At 71.2% G+C, this 22,356-nt stretch carries 23 protein-coding genes; 15 read left to right on the top strand and 8 right to left on the bottom strand.

The window, feature by feature from the left end; all coding sequences use genetic code 11:
- The first annotated feature begins 192 nt into the window (after positions 1 to 192).
- Positions 193 to 798: a TetR/AcrR family transcriptional regulator gene (locus ACFC96_RS22350; RefSeq protein WP_376259875.1), complete on the top strand. Its 606-nt coding sequence runs from the start codon at positions 193 to 195 to the stop codon at positions 796 to 798.
- Between the two features lie 233 nt (positions 799 to 1,031).
- Here the strand turns inward: ACFC96_RS22350 and ACFC96_RS22345 are convergent, their stop codons facing one another.
- Both ACFC96_RS22345 and ACFC96_RS22340 read right to left on the bottom strand, forming a co-directional pair.
- Positions 1,032 to 1,997 carry a DeoR/GlpR family DNA-binding transcription regulator gene (locus tag ACFC96_RS22345; protein ID WP_376613738.1) on the bottom strand — a complete coding sequence of 322 codons (966 nt, stop codon included), beginning with the start codon at positions 1,995 to 1,997 and terminating at the stop codon, positions 1,032 to 1,034.
- 183 nt (positions 1,998 to 2,180) lie between these two features.
- A complete protein-coding gene (locus ACFC96_RS22340; RefSeq protein ID WP_376613736.1) occupies positions 2,181 to 3,629 on the bottom strand; it encodes an NAD(P)H-quinone dehydrogenase in 1,449 nt (482 codons plus the stop codon).
- A 116-nt stretch (positions 3,630 to 3,745) separates the two neighbouring features.
- Between ACFC96_RS22340 and ACFC96_RS22335 the strand changes: the two genes are divergently transcribed.
- From ACFC96_RS22335 to ACFC96_RS22325, 3 genes are all read left to right on the top strand, one after another.
- A complete protein-coding gene (locus ACFC96_RS22335; RefSeq protein WP_116510652.1) occupies positions 3,746 to 4,183 on the top strand; it encodes a gamma-glutamylcyclotransferase in 438 nt (145 codons plus the stop codon).
- A 92-nt stretch (positions 4,184 to 4,275) separates the two neighbouring features.
- Positions 4,276 to 5,112, top strand: a complete 837-nt coding sequence (locus tag ACFC96_RS22330; RefSeq protein ID WP_116510654.1) for a purine-nucleoside phosphorylase — start codon at positions 4,276 to 4,278, stop codon at positions 5,110 to 5,112.
- A gap of 39 nt (positions 5,113 to 5,151) precedes the next feature.
- A complete protein-coding gene (locus ACFC96_RS22325; protein WP_376613763.1) occupies positions 5,152 to 6,795 on the top strand; it encodes a phospho-sugar mutase in 1,644 nt (547 codons plus the stop codon).
- 58 nt (positions 6,796 to 6,853) lie between these two features.
- Here ACFC96_RS22325 and ACFC96_RS22320 read toward each other — a convergent pair whose 3' ends face one another.
- Positions 6,854 to 7,477: a PH domain-containing protein gene (locus ACFC96_RS22320; RefSeq protein ID WP_376613734.1), complete on the bottom strand. Its 624-nt coding sequence runs from the start codon at positions 7,475 to 7,477 to the stop codon at positions 6,854 to 6,856.
- Between the two features lie 290 nt (positions 7,478 to 7,767).
- On the opposite strand from ACFC96_RS22320, the gene deoC reads away from it, so the two are divergent.
- Genes deoC through ACFC96_RS22305 form a run of 3 tightly spaced genes read left to right on the top strand, consistent with a single transcriptional unit; the run spans position 7,768 to position 11,070 of the window.
- A complete protein-coding gene (gene deoC, locus ACFC96_RS22315) occupies positions 7,768 to 8,718 on the top strand; it encodes a deoxyribose-phosphate aldolase (protein ID WP_116513451.1) in 951 nt (316 codons plus the stop codon).
- Positions 8,719 to 8,721: 3 nt separating this feature from the next.
- Positions 8,722 to 10,173: an aldehyde dehydrogenase family protein gene (locus ACFC96_RS22310; protein ID WP_376613732.1), complete on the top strand. Its 1,452-nt coding sequence runs from the start codon at positions 8,722 to 8,724 to the stop codon at positions 10,171 to 10,173.
- Complete coding sequence (locus ACFC96_RS22305; protein WP_376613730.1) at positions 10,174 to 11,070, top strand: aldehyde dehydrogenase family protein; 897 nt, start codon at positions 10,174 to 10,176, stop codon at positions 11,068 to 11,070. It begins immediately after the preceding gene.
- A gap of 80 nt (positions 11,071 to 11,150) precedes the next feature.
- Here the strand turns inward: ACFC96_RS22305 and ACFC96_RS22300 are convergent, their stop codons facing one another.
- Positions 11,151 to 11,567 carry a hypothetical protein gene (locus tag ACFC96_RS22300; protein WP_376259886.1) on the bottom strand — a complete coding sequence of 139 codons (417 nt, stop codon included), beginning with the start codon at positions 11,565 to 11,567 and terminating at the stop codon, positions 11,151 to 11,153.
- Positions 11,568 to 11,722: 155 nt separating this feature from the next.
- On the opposite strand from ACFC96_RS22300, the gene ACFC96_RS22295 reads away from it, so the two are divergent.
- Complete coding sequence (locus tag ACFC96_RS22295; protein WP_376259888.1) at positions 11,723 to 12,358, top strand: uridine kinase; 636 nt, start codon at positions 11,723 to 11,725, stop codon at positions 12,356 to 12,358.
- Between the two features lie 158 nt (positions 12,359 to 12,516).
- Here ACFC96_RS22295 and ACFC96_RS22290 read toward each other — a convergent pair whose 3' ends face one another.
- The gene (locus tag ACFC96_RS22290; RefSeq protein ID WP_376259890.1) at positions 12,517 to 13,275 is read right to left on the bottom strand and encodes a SigE family RNA polymerase sigma factor; all 759 of its coding nucleotides are present in this window, start codon (positions 13,273 to 13,275) and stop codon (positions 12,517 to 12,519) included.
- A 238-nt stretch (positions 13,276 to 13,513) separates the two neighbouring features.
- Here ACFC96_RS22290 and afsQ1 point away from each other — a divergent pair, with 238 nt between their 5' ends.
- From afsQ1 to ACFC96_RS22265, 5 genes are all read left to right on the top strand, one after another.
- On the top strand, positions 13,514 to 14,191 hold the full coding sequence (afsQ1, locus tag ACFC96_RS22285; protein ID WP_030682803.1) for a two-component system response regulator AfsQ1: 678 nt from the start codon (positions 13,514 to 13,516) through the stop codon (positions 14,189 to 14,191).
- Positions 14,188 to 15,765 carry an ATP-binding protein gene (locus ACFC96_RS22280; protein ID WP_376259892.1) on the top strand — a complete coding sequence of 526 codons (1,578 nt, stop codon included), beginning with the start codon at positions 14,188 to 14,190 and terminating at the stop codon, positions 15,763 to 15,765. The genes afsQ1 and ACFC96_RS22280 overlap by 4 nt, the downstream gene beginning before the upstream one ends.
- Entirely contained in the window at positions 15,765 to 16,376 is a 612-nt protein-coding gene (locus ACFC96_RS22275) for a hypothetical protein (protein ID WP_376259893.1), read from the top strand. The genes ACFC96_RS22280 and ACFC96_RS22275 overlap by 1 nt, the downstream gene beginning before the upstream one ends.
- A gap of 77 nt (positions 16,377 to 16,453) precedes the next feature.
- Positions 16,454 to 16,996, top strand: a complete 543-nt coding sequence (locus ACFC96_RS22270) for a VanZ family protein (RefSeq protein WP_376259895.1) — start codon at positions 16,454 to 16,456, stop codon at positions 16,994 to 16,996.
- A 108-nt stretch (positions 16,997 to 17,104) separates the two neighbouring features.
- The gene (locus ACFC96_RS22265) at positions 17,105 to 17,305 is read left to right on the top strand and encodes a PspC domain-containing protein (protein WP_376259897.1); all 201 of its coding nucleotides are present in this window, start codon (positions 17,105 to 17,107) and stop codon (positions 17,303 to 17,305) included.
- 94 nt (positions 17,306 to 17,399) lie between these two features.
- On the opposite strand, the gene ACFC96_RS22260 is transcribed toward ACFC96_RS22265, so the two are convergent.
- Entirely contained in the window at positions 17,400 to 17,744 is a 345-nt protein-coding gene (locus ACFC96_RS22260) for an ATP-binding protein (protein WP_376259899.1), read from the bottom strand.
- A 145-nt stretch (positions 17,745 to 17,889) separates the two neighbouring features.
- The gene (locus ACFC96_RS22255) at positions 17,890 to 19,044 is read right to left on the bottom strand and encodes an adenosine deaminase (protein WP_376613728.1); all 1,155 of its coding nucleotides are present in this window, start codon (positions 19,042 to 19,044) and stop codon (positions 17,890 to 17,892) included.
- Between the two features lie 113 nt (positions 19,045 to 19,157).
- Here ACFC96_RS22255 and ACFC96_RS22250 point away from each other — a divergent pair, with 113 nt between their 5' ends.
- Complete coding sequence (locus ACFC96_RS22250) at positions 19,158 to 19,916, top strand: prolyl oligopeptidase family serine peptidase (protein WP_376613726.1); 759 nt, start codon at positions 19,158 to 19,160, stop codon at positions 19,914 to 19,916.
- Here ACFC96_RS22250 and ACFC96_RS22245 read toward each other — a convergent pair whose 3' ends face one another.
- Complete coding sequence (locus tag ACFC96_RS22245; RefSeq protein ID WP_376259904.1) at positions 19,917 to 20,888, bottom strand: LysR family transcriptional regulator; 972 nt, start codon at positions 20,886 to 20,888, stop codon at positions 19,917 to 19,919.
- A 62-nt stretch (positions 20,889 to 20,950) separates the two neighbouring features.
- Here ACFC96_RS22245 and ACFC96_RS22240 point away from each other — a divergent pair, with 62 nt between their 5' ends.
- Positions 20,951 to 22,240, top strand: a complete 1,290-nt coding sequence (locus ACFC96_RS22240) for an MFS transporter (RefSeq protein WP_376259906.1) — start codon at positions 20,951 to 20,953, stop codon at positions 22,238 to 22,240.
- The last annotated feature ends 116 nt before the right edge of the window (positions 22,241 to 22,356 follow it).

Here is a 22,356-nt window from a genome sequence, read left to right as displayed (position 1 = left end):
GATCGGCGCCTCCATCACCTCCGGCGCCACCATCTGCGAGATCAAGGACTGACCCCCGGCACCACCACACCCCACACGAACGCCCGGCGGACCCCGACACGGACCACCGGGCGTTCGCGTTGTCTCGGTCCGTGGTCCGACTGCCGCGCGATCAGGCATCCTGGAGAGCGCGCGCACGACCAGGGAGGACCGATGACGACCGGCACGGACCAGACGGACCGGCCCCGCCCGGCCCCTTCCGTACGCCCGATGAGGGCCGACGCACGCCGGAACTACGAGCGGCTGCTCGCCGAGGCTCGTAAGGCGTTCGCGGAGCACGGCACGGGCGCGTCCCTGGAGGACGTGGCGCGGCGCGCGAGCGTCGGCATCGGGACGCTCTACCGGCACTTCCCGAACCGGCACGCGCTGATGAGCGCGGTCTTCGAAGACGCGGTGAACGATCTGCTGGCGCGCTCGCGGGCGTTGCTCGCGGACCCGCAGCCATGCTCGGCGCTGGTGGCATGGCTGCGCGACATCATCACTCATGCGGGTGAGTACCGCGGGCTCTCACGGGCCCTCATGTCGGCGTCGACCGACGCCGGTTCGGCCATGTCGCGGTGCAGTACGCCGATGCGCGAGGCGGGCCAGGCCCTGCTGTCCAGGGCGCAGCGGGCCGGTGCCGTGCGCGCGGACGTGTCGATCGGCGATCTGCTTCAGCTGACCAACGCGATCGCGCTGGCGGCGGAGGAGACCCCGGACGACCCGGAACTGGCGGATCGTCTGCTCCGGCTGACGCTGCGAGGCATCACCGCGGGCTAGGACCTTTTTCGTCTGGATCCGGCCGTACCCAGGGAGCCGGTGCTGGTGCATCGCAAGGCGGAGGAAGGAGCACACGCGGAGCGTCGGCGACCGACGCCAGCGCCGCCTGGCGCGGTGCCGGCACCCGCGAGCCCGGCGTGATCCGTACGACAGGCCCCAGCGGCCGTCCGACGGCGCCCCGCAGCCGTACGCAGAAGGCTCCGCACCGGGCTCGGCCCCGCCCGGAGTCCTGCTCAGCGCCGCCGGAGGTCGGCCACCCTCACCGCGCGCTCAGGGGGTGCCTGGTCGAGGGCGGAAGCGCTGCGCAGCTGGGGGCCGCCCGGGAGCTGGGTGCGGCGCTGGCCCGGCAGCGGTACGTCCCGGCGCGTCTGCCGCGTCGGGGCGGGATCTCCCCCCGCCGGCCCCGTTCCGGTCGCCGAGGCTCCGGCGATCGCGATCTGCACCCCCTGGTCGGCGAGTGCCTGGAGTTCGGTGGCCGCGCGGTCGTCGTGGGCGGGCGGTTCGTCCGTCACGAGGCGCGTGATCACATCGGTCGGCACCGTCTGGAACATCGTGTCGGTGCCGAGTTTGGAGTGGTCGGCGAGGACGACGACCTCGGCGGCGGCCTGTACCAGCGCGCGGTCGACGGAGGCCGACAGCATGTTGGACGTGGAGAGGCCGCGTTCGGCGGTCAGACCACTGCCGGAGAGGAAGGCGCGGGAGACCCTGAGCCCCTGAAGGGACTGCTCGGCCCCGCTGCCCACGAGCGCGTAGTTGGAGCCGCGCAGAGTGCCGCCCGTCATGACGACCTCGACCCTGTTGGCGTGGGCCAACGCCTGCGCCACCAGTAGGGAGTTGGTGACGACGGTCAGCCCGGGCACCCGGGCGAGCCGGCGTGCCAGCTCCTGCGTGGTCGTACCCGCCCCCACCACAATGGCTTCGCCTTCTTCGACGAGGCCCGCGGCGAGATCGGCGATGGCCGTCTTCTCTGCGGTCGCGAGATGTGATTTCTGCGGAAAGCCGGACTCCCGCGTGAATCCGCCCGGCAATACCGCACCGCCATGCCGGCGGTCGAGGAGTCCTTCTGCCTCCAGTGCGCGCACGTCCCGCCGTACGGTCACTTCGGAGGTCTGGACGACGCGGGCGAGCTCCCGGAGCGATACCGCTCCATTGGCCCGCACCATTTCGAGGATCAATTGACGACGTTCTGCAGCGAACACGAAACTGACAGTAACCCCAACGACCGTCTGCTTTCAGCAGTATGCGCCGAATTACAGAAGTTGTTCGCACGGAACCACGGAAAGTGGTATAGACGCTCATCTCCCGCGCCTATGCCCGCCACACGGCCATCAACAGGCTGTGACCTGCGGGAAGTTGACCGTGTCCGGTGAAATCGCCGGCCGTCAGGCTTCGTCGGCCGTCTTCCGCGTGTGCAGCTGACGCGCCACCTCGGCGATCGAGCCCGAAAGTGACGGGTACACGGTGAACGCGTTCGCAATCTGTTCGACCGTCAGATTGTTGTCGACCGCGATCGAGATGGGATGGATCAGTTCGCTCGCGCGCGGGGCGACCACCACGCCGCCCACCACGATGCCCGTGCCGGGGCGGCAGAAGATCTTGACGAAGCCGTCGCGGATGCCCTGCATCTTGGCGCGCGGGTTGCGCAGCAGCGGCAGCTTCACCCCGCGGGCGTCGATCTTCCCGGCGTCGACGTCGGCCTGCGTGTAGCCGACCGTGGCGATCTCGGGGTCGGTGAAGACGTTCGAGGAGACCGTCTTGAGGTTCAGCGGTGCCACCGCGTCGCCGAGGAAGTGGTAGACGGCGATGCGGCCCTGCATGGCGGCCACGGAGGCGAGCGCGAACACGCCGGTCACGTCACCGGCGGCGTACACGCCGGGGGCGCTGGTCCTGGAGACCTTGTCGGTCCAGATGTGCCCGGAGTCCTTGAGTTTGACCCCGGCCTCCTCGAGGCCCATCCCGCTGCTGTTCGGGATGGCGCCGACGGCCATCAGGCAGTGAGTGCCGGAGATGACGCGGCCGTCGGAGAGGGTGACCTCGACGCGGTCGCCGACGCGCTTGGCGGACTGGGCGCGCGAGCGGGCCATGACGTTCATGCCGCGGCGGCGGAAGACGTCCTCCAGGACGGCGGCGGCGTCCGGGTCCTCACCGGGCAGGACGCGGTCGCGGCTGGACACGAGCGTGACACGGGAGCCGAGGGCCTGGTAGGCGCCGGCGAACTCGGCGCCGGTGACACCGGAACCGACCACGATGAGCTCTTCGGGAAGCTCGTCGAGGTCGTAGACCTGGGTCCAGTTGAGGATGCGCTCGCCGTCGGGCTGAGCGTCGGGCACCTCACGGGGGTGACCGCCGGTGGCGATCAGGACGGCGTCGGCGGTGAGGGTCTCCTCGCTGCCGTCGGCGGTGCGCACGACCACCTTGCGGGAGCCGTCGGCGGCCTGCTGGCCCTCCAGGCGGCCGCGGCCGCGCATCACGCGGGCGCCGGCCCGGGTGACGGACGCGGTGATGTCGTGGGACTGGGCGAGCGCGAGGCGCTTCACACGCCGGTTGACCTTGCCGAGGTCCACGCCGACGACCCGTGCGGGGCTGTCGATGTGCGGGGTGTCGTCGGCGACGATGATCCCCAGTTCCTCGTAGGACGAGTCGAAGGTGGTCATCACCTCGGCCGTCGCGATCAGGGTCTTGGACGGGACGCAGTCGGTGAGCACCGACGCCCCGCCCAGGCCGTCGCAGTCGACGACGGTCACCTCCGCGCCGAGCTGGGCAGCCACGAGGGCCGCCTCATATCCGCCAGGTCCGCCACCGATGATCACGATCCGAGTCACGTACTCCATTGTCCCGCACGCTTCAAGTGCTTTCGCCCCGGGGGCCTCCGTCCGTGCGCGTCCCACGTCGGAGGGGCTGCCGGCACAGGAGAGACCTCGGCCACACCTGCCGTACCCTCGACCACATGTCGCTCTACGCCGCATACGCCGGCAATCTCGACGCGCGGCTGATGACGCGCCGCGCACCGCACTCGCCGATGCGCGCGACGGGCTGGCTCAGCGGCTGGCGGCTGACGTTCGGGGGCGAGCACATGGGCTGGGAAGGCGCGCTCGCGACCCTCGTCGAGGCGCCCCGCTCGCAGGTCTTCGTCGCCCTGTACGACATCGCGCCGATGGACGAGGACTCCATGGACCGCTGGGAGGGCGTGGGGCTCGACATCTACCGGCGCATGCGGGTGCGGGTGGACACGCTGGAGGGCGAGGAACCCGCCTGGGTGTACGTGCTCAACGGGTACGAGGGCGGCTTCCCCTCGGCCCGCTATCTCGGCGAGCTGGCGGACGCGGCGGAGTCGGCCGGAGCCCCGCACGACTACGTGATGGAACTGCGCAAGCGCCCCTGCTGAGCGGACTTCGTCGGAAACGACAAGACAACGATCCCATTCCCGTGAGGTCTGTCATCTACGCGCGTAGGACCGAACCGGCTACCCTCGATCGCGTGAACGCATCTGTTACTCCGGACAACATCCAGGGCGCCGCCGGATTCGATCCCCGGGTCGCCGCCGACGCCGCCGCCACGCGCCTGCGCGAGCTCACCGGCGCCGACACCCACGACGTCGCCCTCGTGATGGGCTCCGGCTGGGCACCGGCCGTGGACGCCCTCGGCACCCCCGAGGCCGAGTTCCCCGTCACCGAGCTGCCCGGTTTCCCGCCCCCGGCCGTCGAGGGCCACGGCGGAAAGATCCGCTCGTACAAGATCGGCGACAAGCGCACCCTCGTCTTCCTCGGGCGCACGCACTACTACGAGGGCCGCGGTGTCGCGTCCGTCGCGCACGGCGTCCGTACCGCCGTCGCCGCGGGCTGCAAGACCATCGTCCTGACCAACGGCTGCGGCGGTCTGCGCGAGGGCATGCGCCCCGGCCAGCCGGTCCTGATCAGCGACCACCTGAACCTGACGGCCACCTCCCCGATCGTCGGCGCGAACTTCGTCGACCTCACCGACCTGTACTCCCCGCGCCTGCGCGCGCTGTGCAAGGAGATCGACCCCTCCCTCGAAGAGGGCGTCTACGCGCAGTTCCCCGGCCCGCACTACGAGACCCCGGCCGAGATCCGCATGGCCCGCACCATCGGCGCGGACCTCGTCGGCATGTCGACCGTCCTCGAGGCCATCGCGGCCCGTGAGGCGGGCGCCGAGGTGCTCGGCATCTCCCTCGTCACGAACCTGGCGGCGGGCATGACGGGCGAGCCCCTCAACCACGAAGAGGTGCTCCAGGCCGGCCGCGACTCCGCCACCCGCATGGGCGAGCTCCTGGGCAAGGTCCTGGGCCGCATCTGATCCCGTAGAGACTCGCGAGAGGCTGGACGAACCGTGACCTTGCAGGACACCGAACTGCTCGCCAGGGCCGAGGCCTGGCTGGCCGAGGACCCCGACCCGGAGACCCGCGAGGAGCTGGCGAAGCTCATCGAGAGCGCCGACACCAAGGCGCTCACCGAGCGCTTCGCCGGCACGCTCCAGTTCGGCACCGCGGGTCTGCGCGGCGAGCTCGGCGCGGGCCCCATGCGGATGAACCGCTCCGTGGTCATCCGCGCGGCCGCGGGCCTGGCCGCGTATCTCAGGAGCAAGGGCGAGGCGGGCGGGCTCGTCGTCGTCGGCTACGACGCGCGGCACAAGTCGGCGGACTTCGCGCGGGACACGGCGGCCGTCATGACGGGCGCCGGCCTGCGCGCCGCGGTGCTGCCGCGCCCGCTGCCCACCCCGGTCCTCGCCTTCGCCATACGGCACCTGGGCGCGGTGGCGGGCGTGGAGGTCACGGCCAGCCACAACCCGCCCCGCGACAACGGCTACAAGGTCTACCTCGGCGACGGCTCCCAGATCGTGCCGCCCGCGGACGCCGAGATCGCGGCCGAGATCGCGGCGATCCGTTCCCTCCACGACGTACCCCGCCCGGACTCCGGCTGGGAAACGCTCGGCGAGGACGTCCTGGAGGCCTACCTGGCCCGTACGGACGCGGTTCTGGCCCCGGGCTCCCCCCGCACGGCGCGCACGGTCTACACGGCGATGCACGGCGTCGGCAAGGACACCCTGCTCGCCGCGTTCGCGCGAGCGGGCTTCCCCGAGCCCGTCCTCGTGGCCGAGCAGGCGGACCCGGACCCGGACTTCCCGACGGTCGCGTTCCCGAACCCGGAGGAACCGGGCGCGATGGACCTGTCCTTCGCGACGGCCCGGGCCGCGAACCCCGATCTGATCATCGCGAACGACCCGGACGCGGACCGCTGCGCAGTCGCCGTGAAGGACGACGAGGACTGGCGCATGCTGCGAGGCGACGAGGTGGGCGCGCTGCTGGCGGCCCACCTGGTGGCACGCGGAGTCAGGGGCGTTTTCGCGGAGTCGATCGTGTCGTCCTCGCTCCTGGGCCGGATCGCCGAACAAGCCGGCCTGCCCTACGAGGAGACCCTGACGGGCTTCAAGTGGATCGCCCGGGTGGACGGCCTGCGCTACGGCTACGAGGAGGCGCTCGGCTACTGCGTGGACCCAGAGGGCGTACGGGACAAGGACGGCATCACGGCGGCACTGCTGGTCACCGAACTGGCGTCGACGCTCAAGGAACAGGGCCGCACCCTGCTTGACGCGCTGGACGACCTGGCGGTGGCCCACGGCCTGCACGCGACGGACCAGCTGTCGGTACGGGTGGAGGACCTCGCGATCATCACCAAGGCGATGGCCGCTCTCCGAGAAGCACCGCCGACCGAACTGGCGGGCCTCCGGGTGGCGAGGGCCGAGGACCTCACCCGGGGCACGACCACGCTCCCGCCGACGGACGGCCTGCGCTACACGCTGGACGGCGAGTACCGCGCCCGGGTCATCGTCCGCCCGAGCGGCACGGAACCCAAGCTCAAGTGCTACTTGGAGGCGGTGATCCCGGTAGCGGCGCACGCGGATCTCGCGGCGGCCCGGGCAGAGGGCGCACGGGTACTGAACGCGATCAAGCGGGACCTGTCGACGGCGGCAGGGATCTGAAAAAGGGCGAGCAAAAGGCCGGGGTCGCATCCGACCCCGGCCTTTCCCGTGCCTGAGCTCAGCCGATCAGAAGCAGAACGGCCATCAGGACCGCTCCCACGACCGCGGGCGCAATGATCTCGTAGGCCCAGCGGATCGACGGCTCGCCCTGCGCGGACGGCTTGTCGGCGCGGTCCCGGGCCAGTTCGCGAATCTCGTCCAAAGACTGGTCACCGGCGGCCTTGCGGGGCACGAGATCGGCGGCCCCGCTCAGCCCCCTGTCCTTACGGCCACCCGTGCGCCGATTGGCCTTCTTACGGGCGCGCATGGAGACGGGGATGGCCCAGAGCTGGTACTTGTCCCCGCCCTCGGTGAAGACCTCGCTGGAATAGCCGGCGCGCAGATCGGCGACGGACGCCCAGGGCAGGGTGATCGCACGGAACGGATTACGGACGCGCAGCCGGTCCTCGTTCGCGAACACCGCGGGCCGGATCGTGAACGCGACGACGAGCGGCACGGCGAGCAGCAGCCCCGCGACGGCCAGCCAGGCGGTACGGGCGTCGCCGTTGACCAGGGCGTCGAAACCGAGCCAGGCCCCCATCACGAGCAGCAGGACGCCACCTGCGATACCTGCGGGAGAACGGTAGGCCCGCTCCGCCGCCACGGGTTCCGTGACGGAGGGCTGGGAGTCCGGGGTCTTCATACACCGATGATGCCTGAAGCCGGGAGGAACGTTGATTACGGCCTGAGAACAACCACACAGGCCCCGCTCCCCACCGAACGATCAGCAGCGCACGAGACGGGAGGGCGTGGCGCGTGGGCGCGCGCAGCCACCAGCACCACGTTCAGGCCATCGGCTCGCCGAGTGCACCCGCGGAACGGCGAGCACGTACACGCCCCCACGCAGCCCCACCGGCACCCGCCGCAGAGACCCACCACTCACCCCTCCCCCTGTACAGCAGCTACGCGCGTAGATATGCTCCCCTCGTGACCATGCCCACTGCACCCGCACCCGCATTCGCCGACGCGGTCGCCTCGGACCGTTCGCTGCGTCGCTTCCTTCACGGGCTGCCCGGGGTCGACACGGTCGGCCTGGAGGCTCGCGCCGCGTCCCTCGGCACGCGGTCGATCAAGACGACGGCCAAGGCCTACGCCATCGACCTGGCGATCTCGATGATCGACCTGACGACCCTCGAAGGCGCCGACACCGCCGGCAAGGTCCGCGCGCTCGGCGCGAAGGCCGTGCACCCGGACCCCACCGACCGTACGACCCCGCGCACCGCCGCCGTCTGCGTCTATCCGGACATGGTGGCGACGGCCAAGGAGGCCGTGGCCGGGAGCGACGTGAAGGTCGCCTCCGTGGCCACCGCCTTCCCTGCGGGCCGCGCCGCCCTGGAGGTGAAGCTCGGGGACGTCCGCGAGGCGGTCGCCGCCGGAGCCGACGAGATCGACATGGTCATCGACCGCGGAGCGTTCCTCGCGGGCCACTACCTGAAGGTGTACGAGGAGATCGTCGCCGTGAAGGAGGCCTCGGGCGCCGCACGCCTCAAGGTCATCTTCGAGACGGGCGAGCTGTCGACGTACGACAACATCCGGCGTGCGAGCTGGCTGGGCATGATGGCCGGGGCGGACTTCATCAAGACGTCGACCGGCAAGGTCGGGGTGAACGCCACTCCGGCGAACACCCTGCTCATGCTGGAGGCCGTGCGTGACTTCCGCGCCCAGACGGGCGTACAGGTAGGCGTGAAGCCGGCCGGAGGCATCCGTACGACCAAGGACGCGATCAAGTTCCTCGTGCTGGTCAACGAGACCGCCGGAAGCGACTGGCTGGACAACCACTGGTTCCGCTTCGGCGCTTCGAGCCTGCTCAACGACCTGCTGATGCAGCGCCAGAAGCTGAGCACCGGCCGCTACTCCGGCCCCGACTACGTCACGGTGGACTGACCCATGACTTTTGAGTACGCACCCGCACCGGAGTCCCGCTCCGTCGTCGACATCGCCCCCAGCTACGGCCTGTTCATCGACGGCGAGTTCGCCGAGGCGGCCGACGGCAAGGTCTTCAAGACGGTCAGCCCGTCCACGGAGGAGGTCCTGTCCGAGATCGCCCAGGCGGGCGAGGCGGACGTGGACCGCGCGGTGAAGGCGGCCCGCAAGGCGTTCGAGAAGTGGTCGGCGCTGCCGGGCGCCGAGCGCGCGAAGTACCTGTTCCGGATCGCGCGGATCATCCAGGAGCGCAGCCGCGAGCTCGCGGTCCTGGAGACGCTGGACAACGGCAAGCCGATCAAGGAGACGCGCGACGCGGACCTCCCGCTGGTCGCGGCGCACTTCTTCTACTACGCGGGCTGGGCGGACAAGCTCGGCCACGCGGGCTTCGGCCCGAACCCGGCGCCGCTGGGCGTCGCGGGCCAGGTCATCCCGTGGAACTTCCCGCTGCTGATGCTGGCGTGGAAGATCGCCCCGGCTCTCGCGACGGGCAACACGGTCGTCCTGAAGCCGGCCGAGACGACCCCTCTCTCGGCCCTGTTCTTCGCGGACATCTGCCGCCAGGCGGGCCTGCCCAAGGGCGTGGTGAACATCCTCCCGGGCTACGGCGACGCGGGCGCGGCGCTCACGGCGCACCCCGACGTGAACAAGGTGGCGTTCACCGGCTCCACCGCGGTGGGCAAGGCGATCGCCCGCCAGGTGGCCGGCACGGACAAGAAGGTCACGCTCGAACTGGGCGGCAAGGGCGCGAACATCGTCTTCGACGACGCGCCCGTCGACCAGGCGGTCGAGGGCATCGTCACGGGCATCTTCTTCAACCAGGGCCAGGTCTGCTGCGCGGGCTCGCGCCTCCTGGTCCAGGAGTCGGTGGCCGACGAGGTGCTGGACGCGCTGAAGCGCCGCCTCACCACCCTCCGCCTGGGCGACCCGCTGGACAAGAACACCGACATCGGCGCGATCAACTCCGCCGAGCAGCTCGCGAGGATCAAGGCGCTCGCGGAGACGGGCGAGGCCGAGGGCGCGGAGCGCTGGTCGGCGCCGTGCGAACTCCCGGACAGCGGCTACTGGTTCGCCCCGACGCTCTTCACGAACGTCACGCAGGCACACACGATCGCGCGGGACGAGATCTTCGGCCCGGTGCTGTCCGTCCTCACGTTCCGCACTCCGGAGGAGGCGGTGGCGAAGGCGAACAACACGCAGTACGGGCTCTCCGCCGGCATCTGGACGGAGAAGGGCTCGCGCATCCTCGCGGTCGCGAACAAGCTCCGGGCGGGCGTCGTCTGGGCCAACACCTTCAACAAGTTCGACCCGACCTCGCCGTTCGGCGGCTACAAGGAGTCGGGTCACGGCCGCGAGGGCGGCCGCCACGGCCTGGAGGCGTACCTCGCCCCGTCGAGCCCGGAGGGCACACGCTAAATGAGCACGGTTGAGCGACTCACAGTCCTGAAGACCTACAAGCTGTACGTGGGCGGGAAGTTCCCGCGTTCCGAGAGCGGCCGGGTGTACGAGGTGTCGGACTCGAAGGGCAAGTGGCTGGCGAACGCCCCGCTGTCGTCCCGCAAGGACGCGCGTGACGCGGTGGTGGCGGCACGCAAGGCGTTCGGCGGCTGGGCGGGCGCGACGGCGTACAACCGCGGGCAGGTGCTCTACCGCGTGGCGGAGATGCTGGAGGGCCGCCGCGACCAGTTCGTGCGGGAGGTGGCGGACGCCGAGGGCCTGTCGAAGTCCAAGGCGGCGGCCGTCGTGGACGCCGCGATCGACAGGTGGGTCTGGTACGCGGGCTGGACGGACAAGATCGGCCAGGTCGTGGGCGGGGCGAACCCGGTCGCGGGCCCGTTCTTCAACCTGTCCACGCCCGAACCGACCGGAGTGGTGGCCGTGCTGGCGCCGCAGAAGTCGTCGTTCCTGGGCCTGGTCTCGGTGATCGCCCCGGTGATCGCGACCGGCAACACGGCCGTGGTGATCGCGAGCGAGACGTCCCCGCTGCCGGCGCTGTTGCTCGGCGAGGTGCTCGCCACGTCCGACGTGCCGGGCGGTGTCGTGAACGTCCTGTCCGGCAGGACGGCGGAGATCGCCGCGCCGCTGGCCGCGCACCAGGACGTGAACGCGATCGACCTGACGGGCGCGGACGCCGATCTGGCCCGTGACCTGGAGATCGCGGCGGCGGACAACCTCAAGCGCGTACGCCGTCCACAGGCTGTGGACACGGACTGGACGACGGACCCGGGCACGGACCGGCTCACGTCCTTCCTCGAGACCAAGACGGTGTGGCACCCGACGGGTTCACTCGGCGCATCGGGTTCTTCGTACTGAGCCCCGCCCCGAAGCCGAAGCCCCGGCCCTCCTCCGTCCAGGAGGGCCGGGGCTTCGCCGTGTCATGGGGGGACGGCGCCCTAACCGGGGAGCAGCGACGCGACCTGCCCCGCCAGCGGAAGGTCGGCGAGGGCGCCGCCCTGGGCCAGGGGGCCGGTGGCTGCGGCCGTGGTCACGGGCTTGAAGTCGGCGACCTGGGTGCCGACCGCGTTGTCGAGCGGATCGACCCCGGTACCGGAGAGCGGGTTGAGCTTCAGGTGCTTGACCGGGGCGAGACCCTCGTTCGCGGCGGTCTTGAGCGCCCCCGTCACCGCTCCGCCGGCCGCCGCGGTGTCGAGGTCGCCGACCGGCGAGGCGAGAGGCGCGGCGGCGGGCTCCGCCGCGCCGGCGCTCACCGCGCCCCCGCCGAGCGCCGCTCCCGCGGCGGTGAGGGTGAGCCCCGCGCGCAGCAGCGCACGCTGGGCCGCCGAGGACTTCTTCGCTGAGTGTCGTGCCATGGAGTGCCGCCCGTTTCCGGTACCGGCGGCCGGTTGATGCGCCGCCGCAGATCGAGTAATCGTACGCGTACGCAGAGTAGTTGAGGCGCACCCGTGCGACAAAGGCAGACCCGCAGGGTCCACCGGGGGCAGGAGATGCAGCACACTGGTGTCTCGTGAGTTCCCATCCCTCGATACCGACCCGGGTCGTCCTGCTGGCAGGCCCTTCCGGCTCCGGCAAGTCGTCGTTCGCGTCCCGCTCCGGGCTTCCCGTGCTGTGCCTGGACGACTTCTACAAGGAGAGCGACGACCCGACGCTGCCGCAGGTGCCGGGCAGCTCGGACATCGACTGGGACTCGCCCCTGTCCTGGGACACGGAGGCGGCCGTCGCCGCGATCGCGGAGCTGTGCCGCACGGGGCGCACCCGTGTTCCCGTCTACGACATCGCGACCAGCTCGCGGGTGGGCGAGGAGACGCTCGACATCGAGCGCACGCCCCTGTTCATCGCGGAGGGCATCTTCGCCGCGGACATCGTGGAGCGCTGCCGGGACCTCGGCCTGCTCGCCGACGCGCTGTGCCTGCGCGGCCGCCCGTCCACGACGTTCCGCCGCCGGCTGCTGCGGGACCTCAGGGAGGGCCGCAAGTCCGTGCCGTTCCTGCTGCGCCGCGGCTGGCGCCTGATGCGCGCCGAGCGCGGCATCGTGGCCCGTCAGACGGCGCTCGGCGCGCACGCGTGCGGCAAGGAGGAGGCCCTCGGCCGCCTCGCCGCGGCCGCCGCGGGCCGTTGCGTGAAGGCCCGCGCCCAGGCCTGAGCGGCCCGCACACCCCGTACGCATGAGAAACGGGACCGGAGAGACCCCCCGGCCCTCCGGTCCCGCTTCGTTCCCCCCGTGAAGATCCCCCGTGATCCCCCCGGTACCGCTCCCCCGTACCGTCGCGTCCCCCCGGAGCGACGGCCCGCCCCCTGCCTTCAGGCCACCAGCTCGCCGAAGGACTCCTCCAGGTCACGGCCGAAGCTGAGGACCTCGTCCTCGCGCAGCCGGCGCAGGGAGCGCCAGATGCTGGACTTCACCGTGCCGACACTGATGTCGAGGATGTCCGCGATCTCGGGGTCCGTACGGCCCTCGTAGTACCGCAGGACGAGCATCGTGCGCTGCAGTTCGGGGAGGCGGGCCAGGGCCTGCCAGAGAACCGCGCGCAGCTCCGTGCCGCGCATCGCGTCCGTGTCGCCCGCCGTCTCCGGCAGTTCCTCGGTCGGGTACTCGTTCAGCTTGCGGCGGCGCCACGCGCTGATGTGCAGATTGGTCATGGTGCGGCGGAGGTAACCCCCGACCGCCGCCTTGTCGCTGATCCTGTCCCAGGCGCGATACGTCGAGAAGAGGGCGCTCTGGAGCAGGTCCTCGGCCTCGAAGCGGTCGCCGGTCAGGTGGTAGGCGGTTGCGTACAGGGAGGCGCGGCGTTCCTGGACGTAGGCCGTGAACTCGGCCTCCGACAGGGACTTCTTCCGCTCCCCCGATTCCTCCCCGTACGCGGCTCCCCCGTCGGACACCGCCTGGTTCGCGTCAACCACCGTCATGTACGTGGTGTGCTGACGCCCGGCGCCGCGAGCGCACCCCCGCCCGCTCACGGCACCGGACAACTCGTGCTTCCCGGAACCGGGACTCCGCACGAGAGCGTCATGAAGACGTGTGACAACTGCGCCAGTGGTGGTGCTGTGCAGCGTGTTCATCTCGCGCCCCCCGTCGTGGAGTCTCGGTTTCCCGTGGCTCGTAAGGACTTGCGTCCTTGCGATGTCCAAAAGCTTGCCCGGGACACTTCATGACGGTGTCCGTCGACTGTCACAGACCTGTCACAGGGCGCGGGCGTGTGCGAGTCGTGTGCGGATGGGGCCCGATGCCCCCTCATTACGAGCTTGGGAGCGCTCCAACGGTCGAACTCGAGCCGTGCCATGGGACAGAATGGCGTCTGTGCCTTCCCTGTTGCTGATCGAGGACGACGACGCCATCCGAACGGCCCTGGAGCTCTCTCTTACGCGCCAGGGCCATCGGGTTGCCACCGCTGCCACCGGCGAGGACGGTCTGAAGCTGTTGCGTGAGCAGCGGCCGGACCTGATCGTGCTGGATGTGATGCTGCCCGGCATCGACGGGTTCGAGGTGTGCCGGCGCATCCGGCGCACGGACCAGTTGCCGATCATCCTGCTCACGGCGCGGAGCGACGACATCGATGTGGTGGTCGGGCTGGAGTCCGGCGCCGACGACTACGTCGTGAAACCGGTGCAGGGGCGGGTGCTCGACGCCCGGATCCGCGCGGTGCTCCGGCGGGGCGAGCGGGAGGCGAACGACGCGGCGTCGTTCGGCAGCCTCGTCATCGACCGGGCCGCGATGACGGTCACCAAGAACGGTGAGGACCTCCAACTGACGCCCACGGAACTGCGGTTGCTCCTCGAGCTGAGCCGCAGGCCGGGCCAGGCGCTGTCACGGCAGCAGCTGTTGCGCCTGGTGTGGGAGCACGACTACCTCGGTGACTCGCGGCTCGTCGACGCGTGTGTGCAGCGGCTGCGCGCGAAGGTCGAGGACGTGCCGTCGTCGCCGACGCTGATCCGTACGGTGCGCGGGGTCGGCTACCGGCTGGACACGCCTCAGTGACCGATGCGCACGACCGGCTGCGGGGGTGGGCCGCGGCGAAGAAGGCGATACTCGCCGGCCTGCGCTTCACGAGCCTGCGGCTGCGGCTCGTCGTCGTCTTCGCCCTGGTGGCGCTGACCGCGGCGGTGTCGGCCTCGGGGATCGCGTACTGGCTCAACCGCGAGGCGGTGCTGACCCGGGCGCAGGACGCGGCGCTCAGCGACTTCCAGCAGGAGATGCAGAACCGCGCCGCGGCGCTGCCCGAGCATCCGACGCAGGGCGAGTTGCAGCATGCCGCGAACCTGATGGCGAGCAGCAGTCAGCACTTCAGCGTGCTGCTGATCAGCGACGACAAGGACGGACGGCGGATCGCCGGCAACTCCGACCTGGACGCGATCACGCTGGCCGAGGTGCCGCGTTCGCTGCAGGACGCGGTGAACAGGGAGCAGCCCCTCACGGACGGCAACAAGCACCCCTACCACCTGTACTGGCAGCGGATCGTCAGCAATGACACGCCGTATCTGGTCGGTGGGGCGCGGGTGATCGACGGGGGGCCGACGGGCTACATGCTCAAGTCCCTGGAGCCGGAGGCGAAGGATCTCAACTCCCTTGCCTGGTCGCTCGGGATCGCGACGGCGCTCGCGCTGGTCGGTTCGGCGCTGCTCGCGCAGGCCGCGGCGACGACGGTGCTCAAGCCGGTGCACCGGCTCGGGCGGGCGGCCCGGCGGCTCGGGGAAGGGAAGCTGGACACACGTCTGCGGGTGTCCGGTACGGACGAACTGGCCGATCTTTCGCGGACGTTCAACCGGACCGCGGAGAATCTGGAGAAGAAGGTCGCCGACATGAGCGCACGCGAGGAGGCGTCGCGGCGCTTCGTCGCCGACATGTCGCACGAGCTGCGTACGCCGCTGACCGCGATCACCGCGGTGACGGAGGTGCTCGAGGAGGAGCTCGACGCGGAGACCGGTTCGGTCGACCCGATGATCGAGCCGGCCGTGCGCCTCGTGGTGAGTGAGACGCGCCGGCTGAACGACCTGGTGGAGAACCTGATGGAGGTGACCCGCTTCGACGCGGGCACCGCCCGGCTCGTCCTCGACCACGTCGACATCGCCGACCAGATCACGGCCTGCATCGACGCCCGCGCCTGGCTCGACGCGGTGGACCTGGACGCGGAGCGCGGCATCATGGCCCGCATCGACCCGCGCCGCCTCGACGTCATCATGGCGAACCTGATCGGGAACGCGCTCAAGCACGGCGGCTCGCCGGTGCGGGTGTCGGTGCGGCTCGCGGACTCGGCGCTGGTGATCGAGGTACGTGACCACGGGCCCGGCATCCCGCAGGACGTGCTCCCGCACGTCTTCGACCGGTTCTACAAGGCGAGCGCGTCGCGGCCGCGCTCGGAGGGCAGTGGGCTCGGGCTCTCGATCGCCCTGGAGAACGCGCACATCCACGGCGGCGAGATCACGGCCGCCAACTCCCCCGAGGGAGGCGCCGTGTTCACGTTCCGGCTGCCGCTCGACGCGTCACCGCTGACGCTGCCGCCCGATGACGAGGGCGCCGTCGGTGGCGGTTCCGGTGAGGAGGGCGGCGCGTGATGACCGCACGCAGGGCAGGACGGCGTCACGCGGTGCTGGGAGCGGCGGTTCTCGCCGTGCTCCTCGCCGGGTGCGGGATCAGACCGACGGAGGTGCCCACGGACTTCGGGGCCGCGCCGTCCCGGGTGCCGTGCACGCTGTCGGGGCCCGGTCTGGAGTCGCGCTCGGGCGGCGAGTTCGCCGTGCAGGTGTATCTGGTCTGTACGTCGCAGCTGGTGAGCGTCGACCGGTCGGTGACCCTGCCGAAGGGGCAGGGCGCCTCGGACCGGGTGCGGCTCGCCCAGGCGCTGCTCGACGAGCTGGAGCAGTCTCCGGGCGGCGCCGAGCGTCAGGCGGGGTACACGACGGACGTACGGCCCGGGATGACCGTCTCGGGGCCGGGCAAAGGTGACCCGGACAACGCGCTGCGGCTGAGCGTCCCGCCGGACGACCTCTCGCCGTACGCGCTGGCGCAGATCGTGTGTACGTATGCGAACGGCGGGGCCGCGGCGAAGGACGACAAGGTCGTGCTCGGCGGGCCGGGTGACGACGCTCTGCGCGCGTACGACTGTTCTCCGGAGATGCGGACGCGGCCGGGGCTCGTCCCGGCGCCCGCCGAGACGGTCGGCTGACGCGGGCGGGCGCGGTGGTCGCGGGCGGACGCCGGCGACGCGGAACCGATCGTCCCGCCGCCCGCGTCTTGGGGGGCGTGCAGCGCCATCGCCCGGGCGGCTCCAAGGCCGCCATCCGCTTCCGTACGGCAGGGATAGCCCTCCTTGCCGCGCATCTGCTTCTCGTCTGCTGGATCACGCTGCGCCCCCTGGACGTGCCGTGGGTCAGCGCCGCGAACCTGCATCCGTTCGCGGGGATCAGGGCGGATCTCGCGCTCGGTCCGGCGCAGGCGGTGCGGCGGATCGGCAAGGAGCTGCTGCTGCTCGCCCCGCTGGGGGTGCTGCTGCCGATCGCCGGGGGGCGGCTCGTCGTCTCGCCGCTGGGTTCGCTCGTGCGTACGGTCGCCGCCGGAGCGCTGCTGTCTCTCGGCATCGAGCTGCTGCAGACCGGGGTGCCGGGGCAGGTCGTGGACATCGACTCGCTGTTCCTGAACACGCTGGGCGTGGCCTTGGCGCACGCGGCCGTGGTGCCGACCCTCAGGGGCAGGCTCCGCCGCAGGGCCGAGGTCACCGCCCTCCCCCGGGAGGAGCCGTCTCAGGGGCGGACCCCGACGATTTCCAGGGTCGGCGTCGCCCCGTGAGCTGACGCTTCGCCCGGTTCGTCACCGTAGCTTCGAAGACATCGAAGACGCCCCGGCCGTCCCGGCCAAGGGAGCGCCTCACCGCTACGGTTCGCGAAGGAGCCCACCATGACCGCCCTTGCCCGCCCCACGAACGGACGGATGATCGGCGGAGTGTGCGCAGCGCTGGCACGGCGCTTCGGCACCTCCGCGACCACGATGCGCGTGATCTTCGTGCTCTCGTGTCTGCTTCCCGGTCCCCAGTTCCTGCTGTACATCGCGCTGTGGATCCTGCTGCCGGGCGAGGGCAAGGCCCGCCAGGCGTGGTGACGACGGGGTCCGCGGGCTGATGGACGACAAGCAGGGGCGCACCCGCGCGGGTGCGCCCCTGCTGTGTGTCCGTGCGGGTGCCGTGTCGGGTGGGTCAGCCGACGGGCAGGGCGCCACCGGCGGGCAGCGACTTGACGGGCAGGCCGCCGAGGAGCCCGGAGACCGGGTCGTGGCCGTTGGTGGGGAGGGCCTTCCGGACGGCGGGCGCGGCGGCGTTCAGGCCACCGGCGACGGCGTTCTTGCCGGCGGCCAGAGACTGGGTGCCACCGGCGGGCAGCACCTTCGCGACCTGCTCGGCGGGGAGCGTGCCGGTCACGGTGTTCAGGGCGGAGCCCGCGTCCGGCAGGGCGGGGGCGGCGGACGCGGCACCGGCGCCCGCGGCGGCGAAGGCGGCACCGAGGGCGGCGACACCGAGGGTCTTGACGGCAGACTGCTTCATCGTGAAATGAGTCCTCGTGAACGGGGGCTTGAGCGGTCCACGACCGTAAACATGCGCCAGGGCGCGTTGCAAACAGCGAAATACGCGCGGAAGCGGCCGGGATTTCCTGTTCCCGGCCGCTTCGGATTCGCACAAAATGGCGCTACTACGCGACAGACCCCCTGGTCGAGGCGGTCTGACGGAACAGCCATTCGGATTTCAACTCGGCATATCCCGGCTTGATGACGTCATTGATCATGGCCAGTCGTTCATCGAAAGGAATGAATGCTGATTTCATCGCATTGACAGTGAACCACTGCATGTCGTCGAGCGTGTAGCCGAAAGCGTCGACCAGGTGCTCGAACTCGCGGCTCATGCTGGTGCCGGACATGAGGCGGTTGTCCGTGTTCACCGTGGCACGGAAGTGCAGCCTGCGGAGCAGGCCGATGGGGTGGGCCTCGTAGGAGTCGGCGGCGCCCGTCTGGAGGTTGGAGCTCGGGCACATCTCCAGGGGGATGCGCTTGTCGCGGACGTAGGAGGCGAGGCGGCCGAGCTCGACGGACCCGTCGTCCTCGACCTTGATGTCGTCGATGATCCGCACGCCGTGGCCGAGGCGGTCGGCGCCGCACCACTGGAGCGCCTGCCAGATGGAGGGCAGGCCGAAGGCCTCGCCCGCGTGGATCGTGAAGTGGTTGTTCTCGCGCTTGAGGTACTCGAAGGCGTCGAGGTGGCGGGTGGGAGGGAAGCCCGCCTCGGCGCCCGCGATGTCGAAGCCGACGACGCCCGCGTCGCGGTAGCGGTTGGCGAGTTCGGCGATCTCCAGGGCGCGCGCCGCGTGCCGCATGGCGGTGAGCAGGGCGCCCACCCGGATGCGGTGGCCGTCGGCCTTGGCGCGCCGCTCGCCCTCCCTGAAGCCCGAGTTGACCGCCTCGACGACCTCTTCGAGGGTGAGGCCCTGTTCGAGGTGCTGCTCGGGGGCGTAGCGGATCTCGGCGTAGACGACGCCGTCCTCGGCGAGGTCCTCGGCGCACTCGGCGGCGACCCGGAACAGCGCCTCGCGGGTCTGCATGACGGCGCAGGTGTGGGCGAAGGTCTCCAGGTAGCGCTCGAGGGAGCCGGAGTCGGCGGCCTCGCGGAACCAGATGCCGAGCTTGTCGGGGTCGGTCTCCGGGAGGTTCCCGTAGCCCTGCTCCAGGGCGAGTTCGACGATGGTGCCGGGGCGAAGCCCGCCGTCGAGGTGGTCGTGCAGCAGCACCTTGGGGGCGCGAACGATCTGCTCGGGGGTCGGAATCTGCGAGTTTCCGCTGGTCTGGCTCGTCATTTCGGCACTCTAACGCCTACGCGCGTAGATACCCGGTGGCGTCCGCCTGTCGATACGTAACAGTGACCCTGCGGACGGGTGGCGTACACCGGGCCTTCTGACACTGTTCTGTCATGGGACAGCAAGCGACGACGGTCCGTGAGGCCCGGCTCGGGAAGGCGGTGGGGCCCGTCCCCGCGGCGGTGAGCGGTGTGGTCCTGCTGCTTCCGGCGGGTGCGGAGACCTCCACGCGCAGACCGTCACCGCTGGCCTCGCAGGCCGTACGGACCCTGGGGCGCGCCCTCGCGCGCGACGGGCGGCGGGACGGCCTGGCGGCGCATGTCGTGCACTACCGCAGCCGCGGCTGGAACGGCGCGCAGGCACAGCTCGCGCGCGACGCCGACTGGGCTGCGGACGAGGCCGTACGGCGCTACGGCGACGTCGCCGTCTGTCTCGTCGGGGTCGGTATGGGCGCCCGCGCGGCACTGCACGCGGGAGGGCACGGCGCCGTCAACTCGGTGCTCGCGCTCGCCCCTTGGCTGCCCGAGGAGGACGTCGCCGCGCCCCTCGAACCGGTGAAACAGCTCGTGGGCCGCCGCGTCCTGATCGTGCACGGCACGAACGACGAGCGCACGGATCCCGAGCTGTCGTTCCGCCTGGCCGCCCGCGCGAAGAAGTCGAACCGCGACATCTGCCGTTTCGAGGTGCACTCCGACGGCCACGCGCTCCACCAGCACCGCGCAGAAGTCCACGCCCTGGCACGCGACTTCGTGCTCGGCTCGCTCTTCGGCCGGGCGTTCTCGCGCCCGGTGCGGGACGCGCTCGCCGCGCCGCCGCCGCTGGGACTGCGGATGCCGCTGGCCTCGGGGTTCGGCAGGTCCCTCGGCCGGTGACTACTCCTGCGCGCGGGTCCACTCGGAGAGCAGGTTGCCGCGCCGGGAGAGCAGGAACTTCTTGAACGCGGCGACCGGCGGGGTGTCCGGATGCCCGTCGAGCCAGGCCACGCCGATCTCGCGTACCGCCCGCTGGCCGGTCACCGTCAGCTCGACAACCCCCGGGCGCGGTACGGCCGGTGGCGGCAGGAGCGCCACGCCGAGGCCCGCCGCGACCAGGCCGCGCAGGGTCTCCGTCTCCTCGCCCTCGAAGGCGATGCGCGGCTTGAACCCCGCCTCCGTGCACAGACCGTCGGTGATGCGGCGCAGTCCGTAGCCGGGTTCGAGGGTCACGAACGTCTCGTCGGCCGCCTCCGCGAGACGGACGCGCTTGCGGCCCGCGAGGCGGTGGTCGTCGGGGACGACCAGACGCAGGCGCTGCTCGTCGAGGCGGCGCGCGACGAGGCCGGGCGCGTCGGGGACGGGAGAGGTGAGGCAGAGGTCGAGTTCGCCGGCGCGCAGGCGCTCCAGCATCGCCTCGCCGTAGTTCTGGACGAGGCTGAAGCGGATGCGCGGGTGGTCGGCGCGGAAGGCGCGGATCAGGCCGGGGACGGTCTCGGAGCCCATGGTGTGCAGGAAGCCGAAGGCGACCTTGCCCGACGCGGGGTCGGCGTCGGCCCGTACCGACTCGGCGGCGCGGCCGACCTCGGCGAGCGCCTTGTCGACGGACGTGAGGAACGTGCGGCCCGCCGGGGTGAGCGAGACGGTGCGGCCGTGGCGCGCGAACAGCTCCACGCCGAGGTCCCGTTCGAGGCGCACCAGGGCGCGCGACAGCGTCGACTGGGGGATCTCCAGCTCGTGGGCGGCCCGCGTGACGTGCTCGGTGCGGGCGACCGCGGCGAAGTACGACAGGCGTGGCGCGAGCGTCGTCACGATGTCTTCTGTGTCACTGGACGGTGACAGGCGGGTCTCTGAACTCTGCTTATGCGCCATGGGATCGATTATGGCGTTTTCATGCATTGGACGCATGAAACATGGAGGCCTACGTTCGAAACATGCCTCCTGCCAGTAGCGGGGCGACCGCCACCCACGCGGTCGCCGCCCGTAAGCCGTCGTCCCCCGAAGCCACCGACACCCGTCTGAACCCGGGCGGCCCCGGGTACCGCCGGATGAGTTTCGCCCTCTTCCTGGCCGGGGTCGCGACCTTCGCCCTCCTCTACTCCACGCAGGCCCTGCTCCCCCTCGTCTCCGCGGACTTCGACGTCAGCGCGAGCGCCGCGAGCTGGACGGTGTCCGGCGCGACGGGCGCGCTCGCCGTGTGTGTACTGCCGCTGAGCGCCCTGTCGGAGCGGTTCGGACGGCGCACCGTGATGACGGCGTCCCTGTCGGTGGCGGTCGCGGTCGGCCTGCTCGTGCCCTTCGCTCCCTCGCTCGGCGCGCTCATCGCGCTGAGGGCGCTCCAGGGTGCCGCTCTCGCCGGTCTGCCGGCCTCCGCGATGGCGTATCTCGCGGAGGAGGTGCGGCCCAAGGCGCTGGTCGCCGCGATCGGCCTGTTCGTGGCGGGCAACTCCATCGGCGGGATGAGCGGCCGGGTCATCACCGGGTGGGTCGCGCAGGAGTGGGGCTGGCGCGCGGCGGTCGGCACGATCGGCGTGATCGCCGTGGCGTGCGCGGTCGCCTTCCGGCTGCTGCTGCCCCGGCCGCGGCACTTCACCCCCGGCTCGCTGCGGCCGCGGGTGCTGGCCCGCACGGTGCGCGGCCACCTCGCGAACCCGCTGCTGTGCCGTCTGTACGTGATCGGCGCCCTGTTCATGACGGTCTTCGGCGCCGTGTACACGGTGATCGGCTACCGGCTCACGGCCGCGCCGTTCTCGCTCCCGCAGGGCATCATCGGCTCGATCTTCCTGGTGTACCTGGTGGGTACGGTCTCCTCGGCCGCGGCCGGCAAGCTCGTCGCGCGGCTCGGGCGGCGCGGGGCGCTGTACCTGGCGGTGGGCACGACGGCGTCCGGGCTGCTGCTCTCGCTCGGTGACTCGATCCCCATGGTGCTGCTCGGCCTGGTCCTGGTCACGGCCGGATTCTTCGCGGGGCACGCGGTGGCGTCGTCCTCGGTCAGCCACACGGCGACGCACGGGCGGGCGCAGGCGTCCGCGCTGTACCAGTCCGTGTACTACATCGGATCCAGCGTGGGCGGCACCCTCGGCGCGGTGGCCTTCCACGCGGGCGGCTGGGCCGGGACCGTGGCCCTCGGCCTGGTGGCGGTGCTCGGCGTCGTGTCGGTGACCCTGTGGGGCTCGCACGCGGCGCGTGTGCAGCAGCGGCAGACGCTCGTGGCGGCGCACTGACGCTGCCCGGATCTTACTGACAACGGCCCCCGGGCCGGCGTAATTCGCCGGTCCGGGGGCCGTTGTCAGTGCCCTGCGGTAGCTTCCGAAGTGCTGGGACTTGCATGGACTTTCGG

The sequence above is a fragment of the Streptomyces sp. NPDC055955 genome, assembly GCF_042270245.1.
Lineage (GTDB): Bacteria > Actinomycetota > Actinomycetes > Streptomycetales > Streptomycetaceae > Streptomyces.
The sequence above is the reverse complement of the archived record's forward strand: the minus strand, read 5'-3'. Positions and strand labels throughout refer to the sequence as shown.

Coding starts and splice junctions, on each gene's coding strand:
- ACFC96_RS22350 (WP_376259875.1), top strand. CDS start 193: ATGACGACCGGCACGGACCAGACGGACCGGCCCCGCCCGGCCCCTTCC.
- ACFC96_RS22340 (WP_376613736.1), bottom strand. CDS start 3,629: ATGGAGTACGTGACTCGGATCGTGATCATCGGTGGCGGACCTGGCGGA.
- ACFC96_RS22335 (WP_116510652.1), top strand. CDS start 3,746: ATGTCGCTCTACGCCGCATACGCCGGCAATCTCGACGCGCGGCTGATG.
- ACFC96_RS22320 (WP_376613734.1), bottom strand. CDS start 7,477: ATGAAGACCCCGGACTCCCAGCCCTCCGTCACGGAACCCGTGGCGGCG.
- deoC (WP_116513451.1), top strand. CDS start 7,768: ATGCCCACTGCACCCGCACCCGCATTCGCCGACGCGGTCGCCTCGGAC.
- ACFC96_RS22310 (WP_376613732.1), top strand. CDS start 8,722: ATGACTTTTGAGTACGCACCCGCACCGGAGTCCCGCTCCGTCGTCGAC.
- ACFC96_RS22305 (WP_376613730.1), top strand. CDS start 10,174: ATGAGCACGGTTGAGCGACTCACAGTCCTGAAGACCTACAAGCTGTAC.
- ACFC96_RS22300 (WP_376259886.1), bottom strand. CDS start 11,567: ATGGCACGACACTCAGCGAAGAAGTCCTCGGCGGCCCAGCGTGCGCTG.
- ACFC96_RS22290 (WP_376259890.1), bottom strand. CDS start 13,275: ATGAACACGCTGCACAGCACCACCACTGGCGCAGTTGTCACACGTCTT.
- ACFC96_RS22275 (WP_376259893.1), top strand. CDS start 15,765: ATGACCGCACGCAGGGCAGGACGGCGTCACGCGGTGCTGGGAGCGGCG.
- ACFC96_RS22265 (WP_376259897.1), top strand. CDS start 17,105: ATGACCGCCCTTGCCCGCCCCACGAACGGACGGATGATCGGCGGAGTG.
- ACFC96_RS22260 (WP_376259899.1), bottom strand. CDS start 17,744: ATGAAGCAGTCTGCCGTCAAGACCCTCGGTGTCGCCGCCCTCGGTGCC.
- ACFC96_RS22255 (WP_376613728.1), bottom strand. CDS start 19,044: ATGACGAGCCAGACCAGCGGAAACTCGCAGATTCCGACCCCCGAGCAG.
- ACFC96_RS22250 (WP_376613726.1), top strand. CDS start 19,158: ATGGGACAGCAAGCGACGACGGTCCGTGAGGCCCGGCTCGGGAAGGCG.
- ACFC96_RS22245 (WP_376259904.1), bottom strand. CDS start 20,888: ATGGCGCATAAGCAGAGTTCAGAGACCCGCCTGTCACCGTCCAGTGAC.
- ACFC96_RS22240 (WP_376259906.1), top strand. CDS start 20,951: ATGCCTCCTGCCAGTAGCGGGGCGACCGCCACCCACGCGGTCGCCGCC.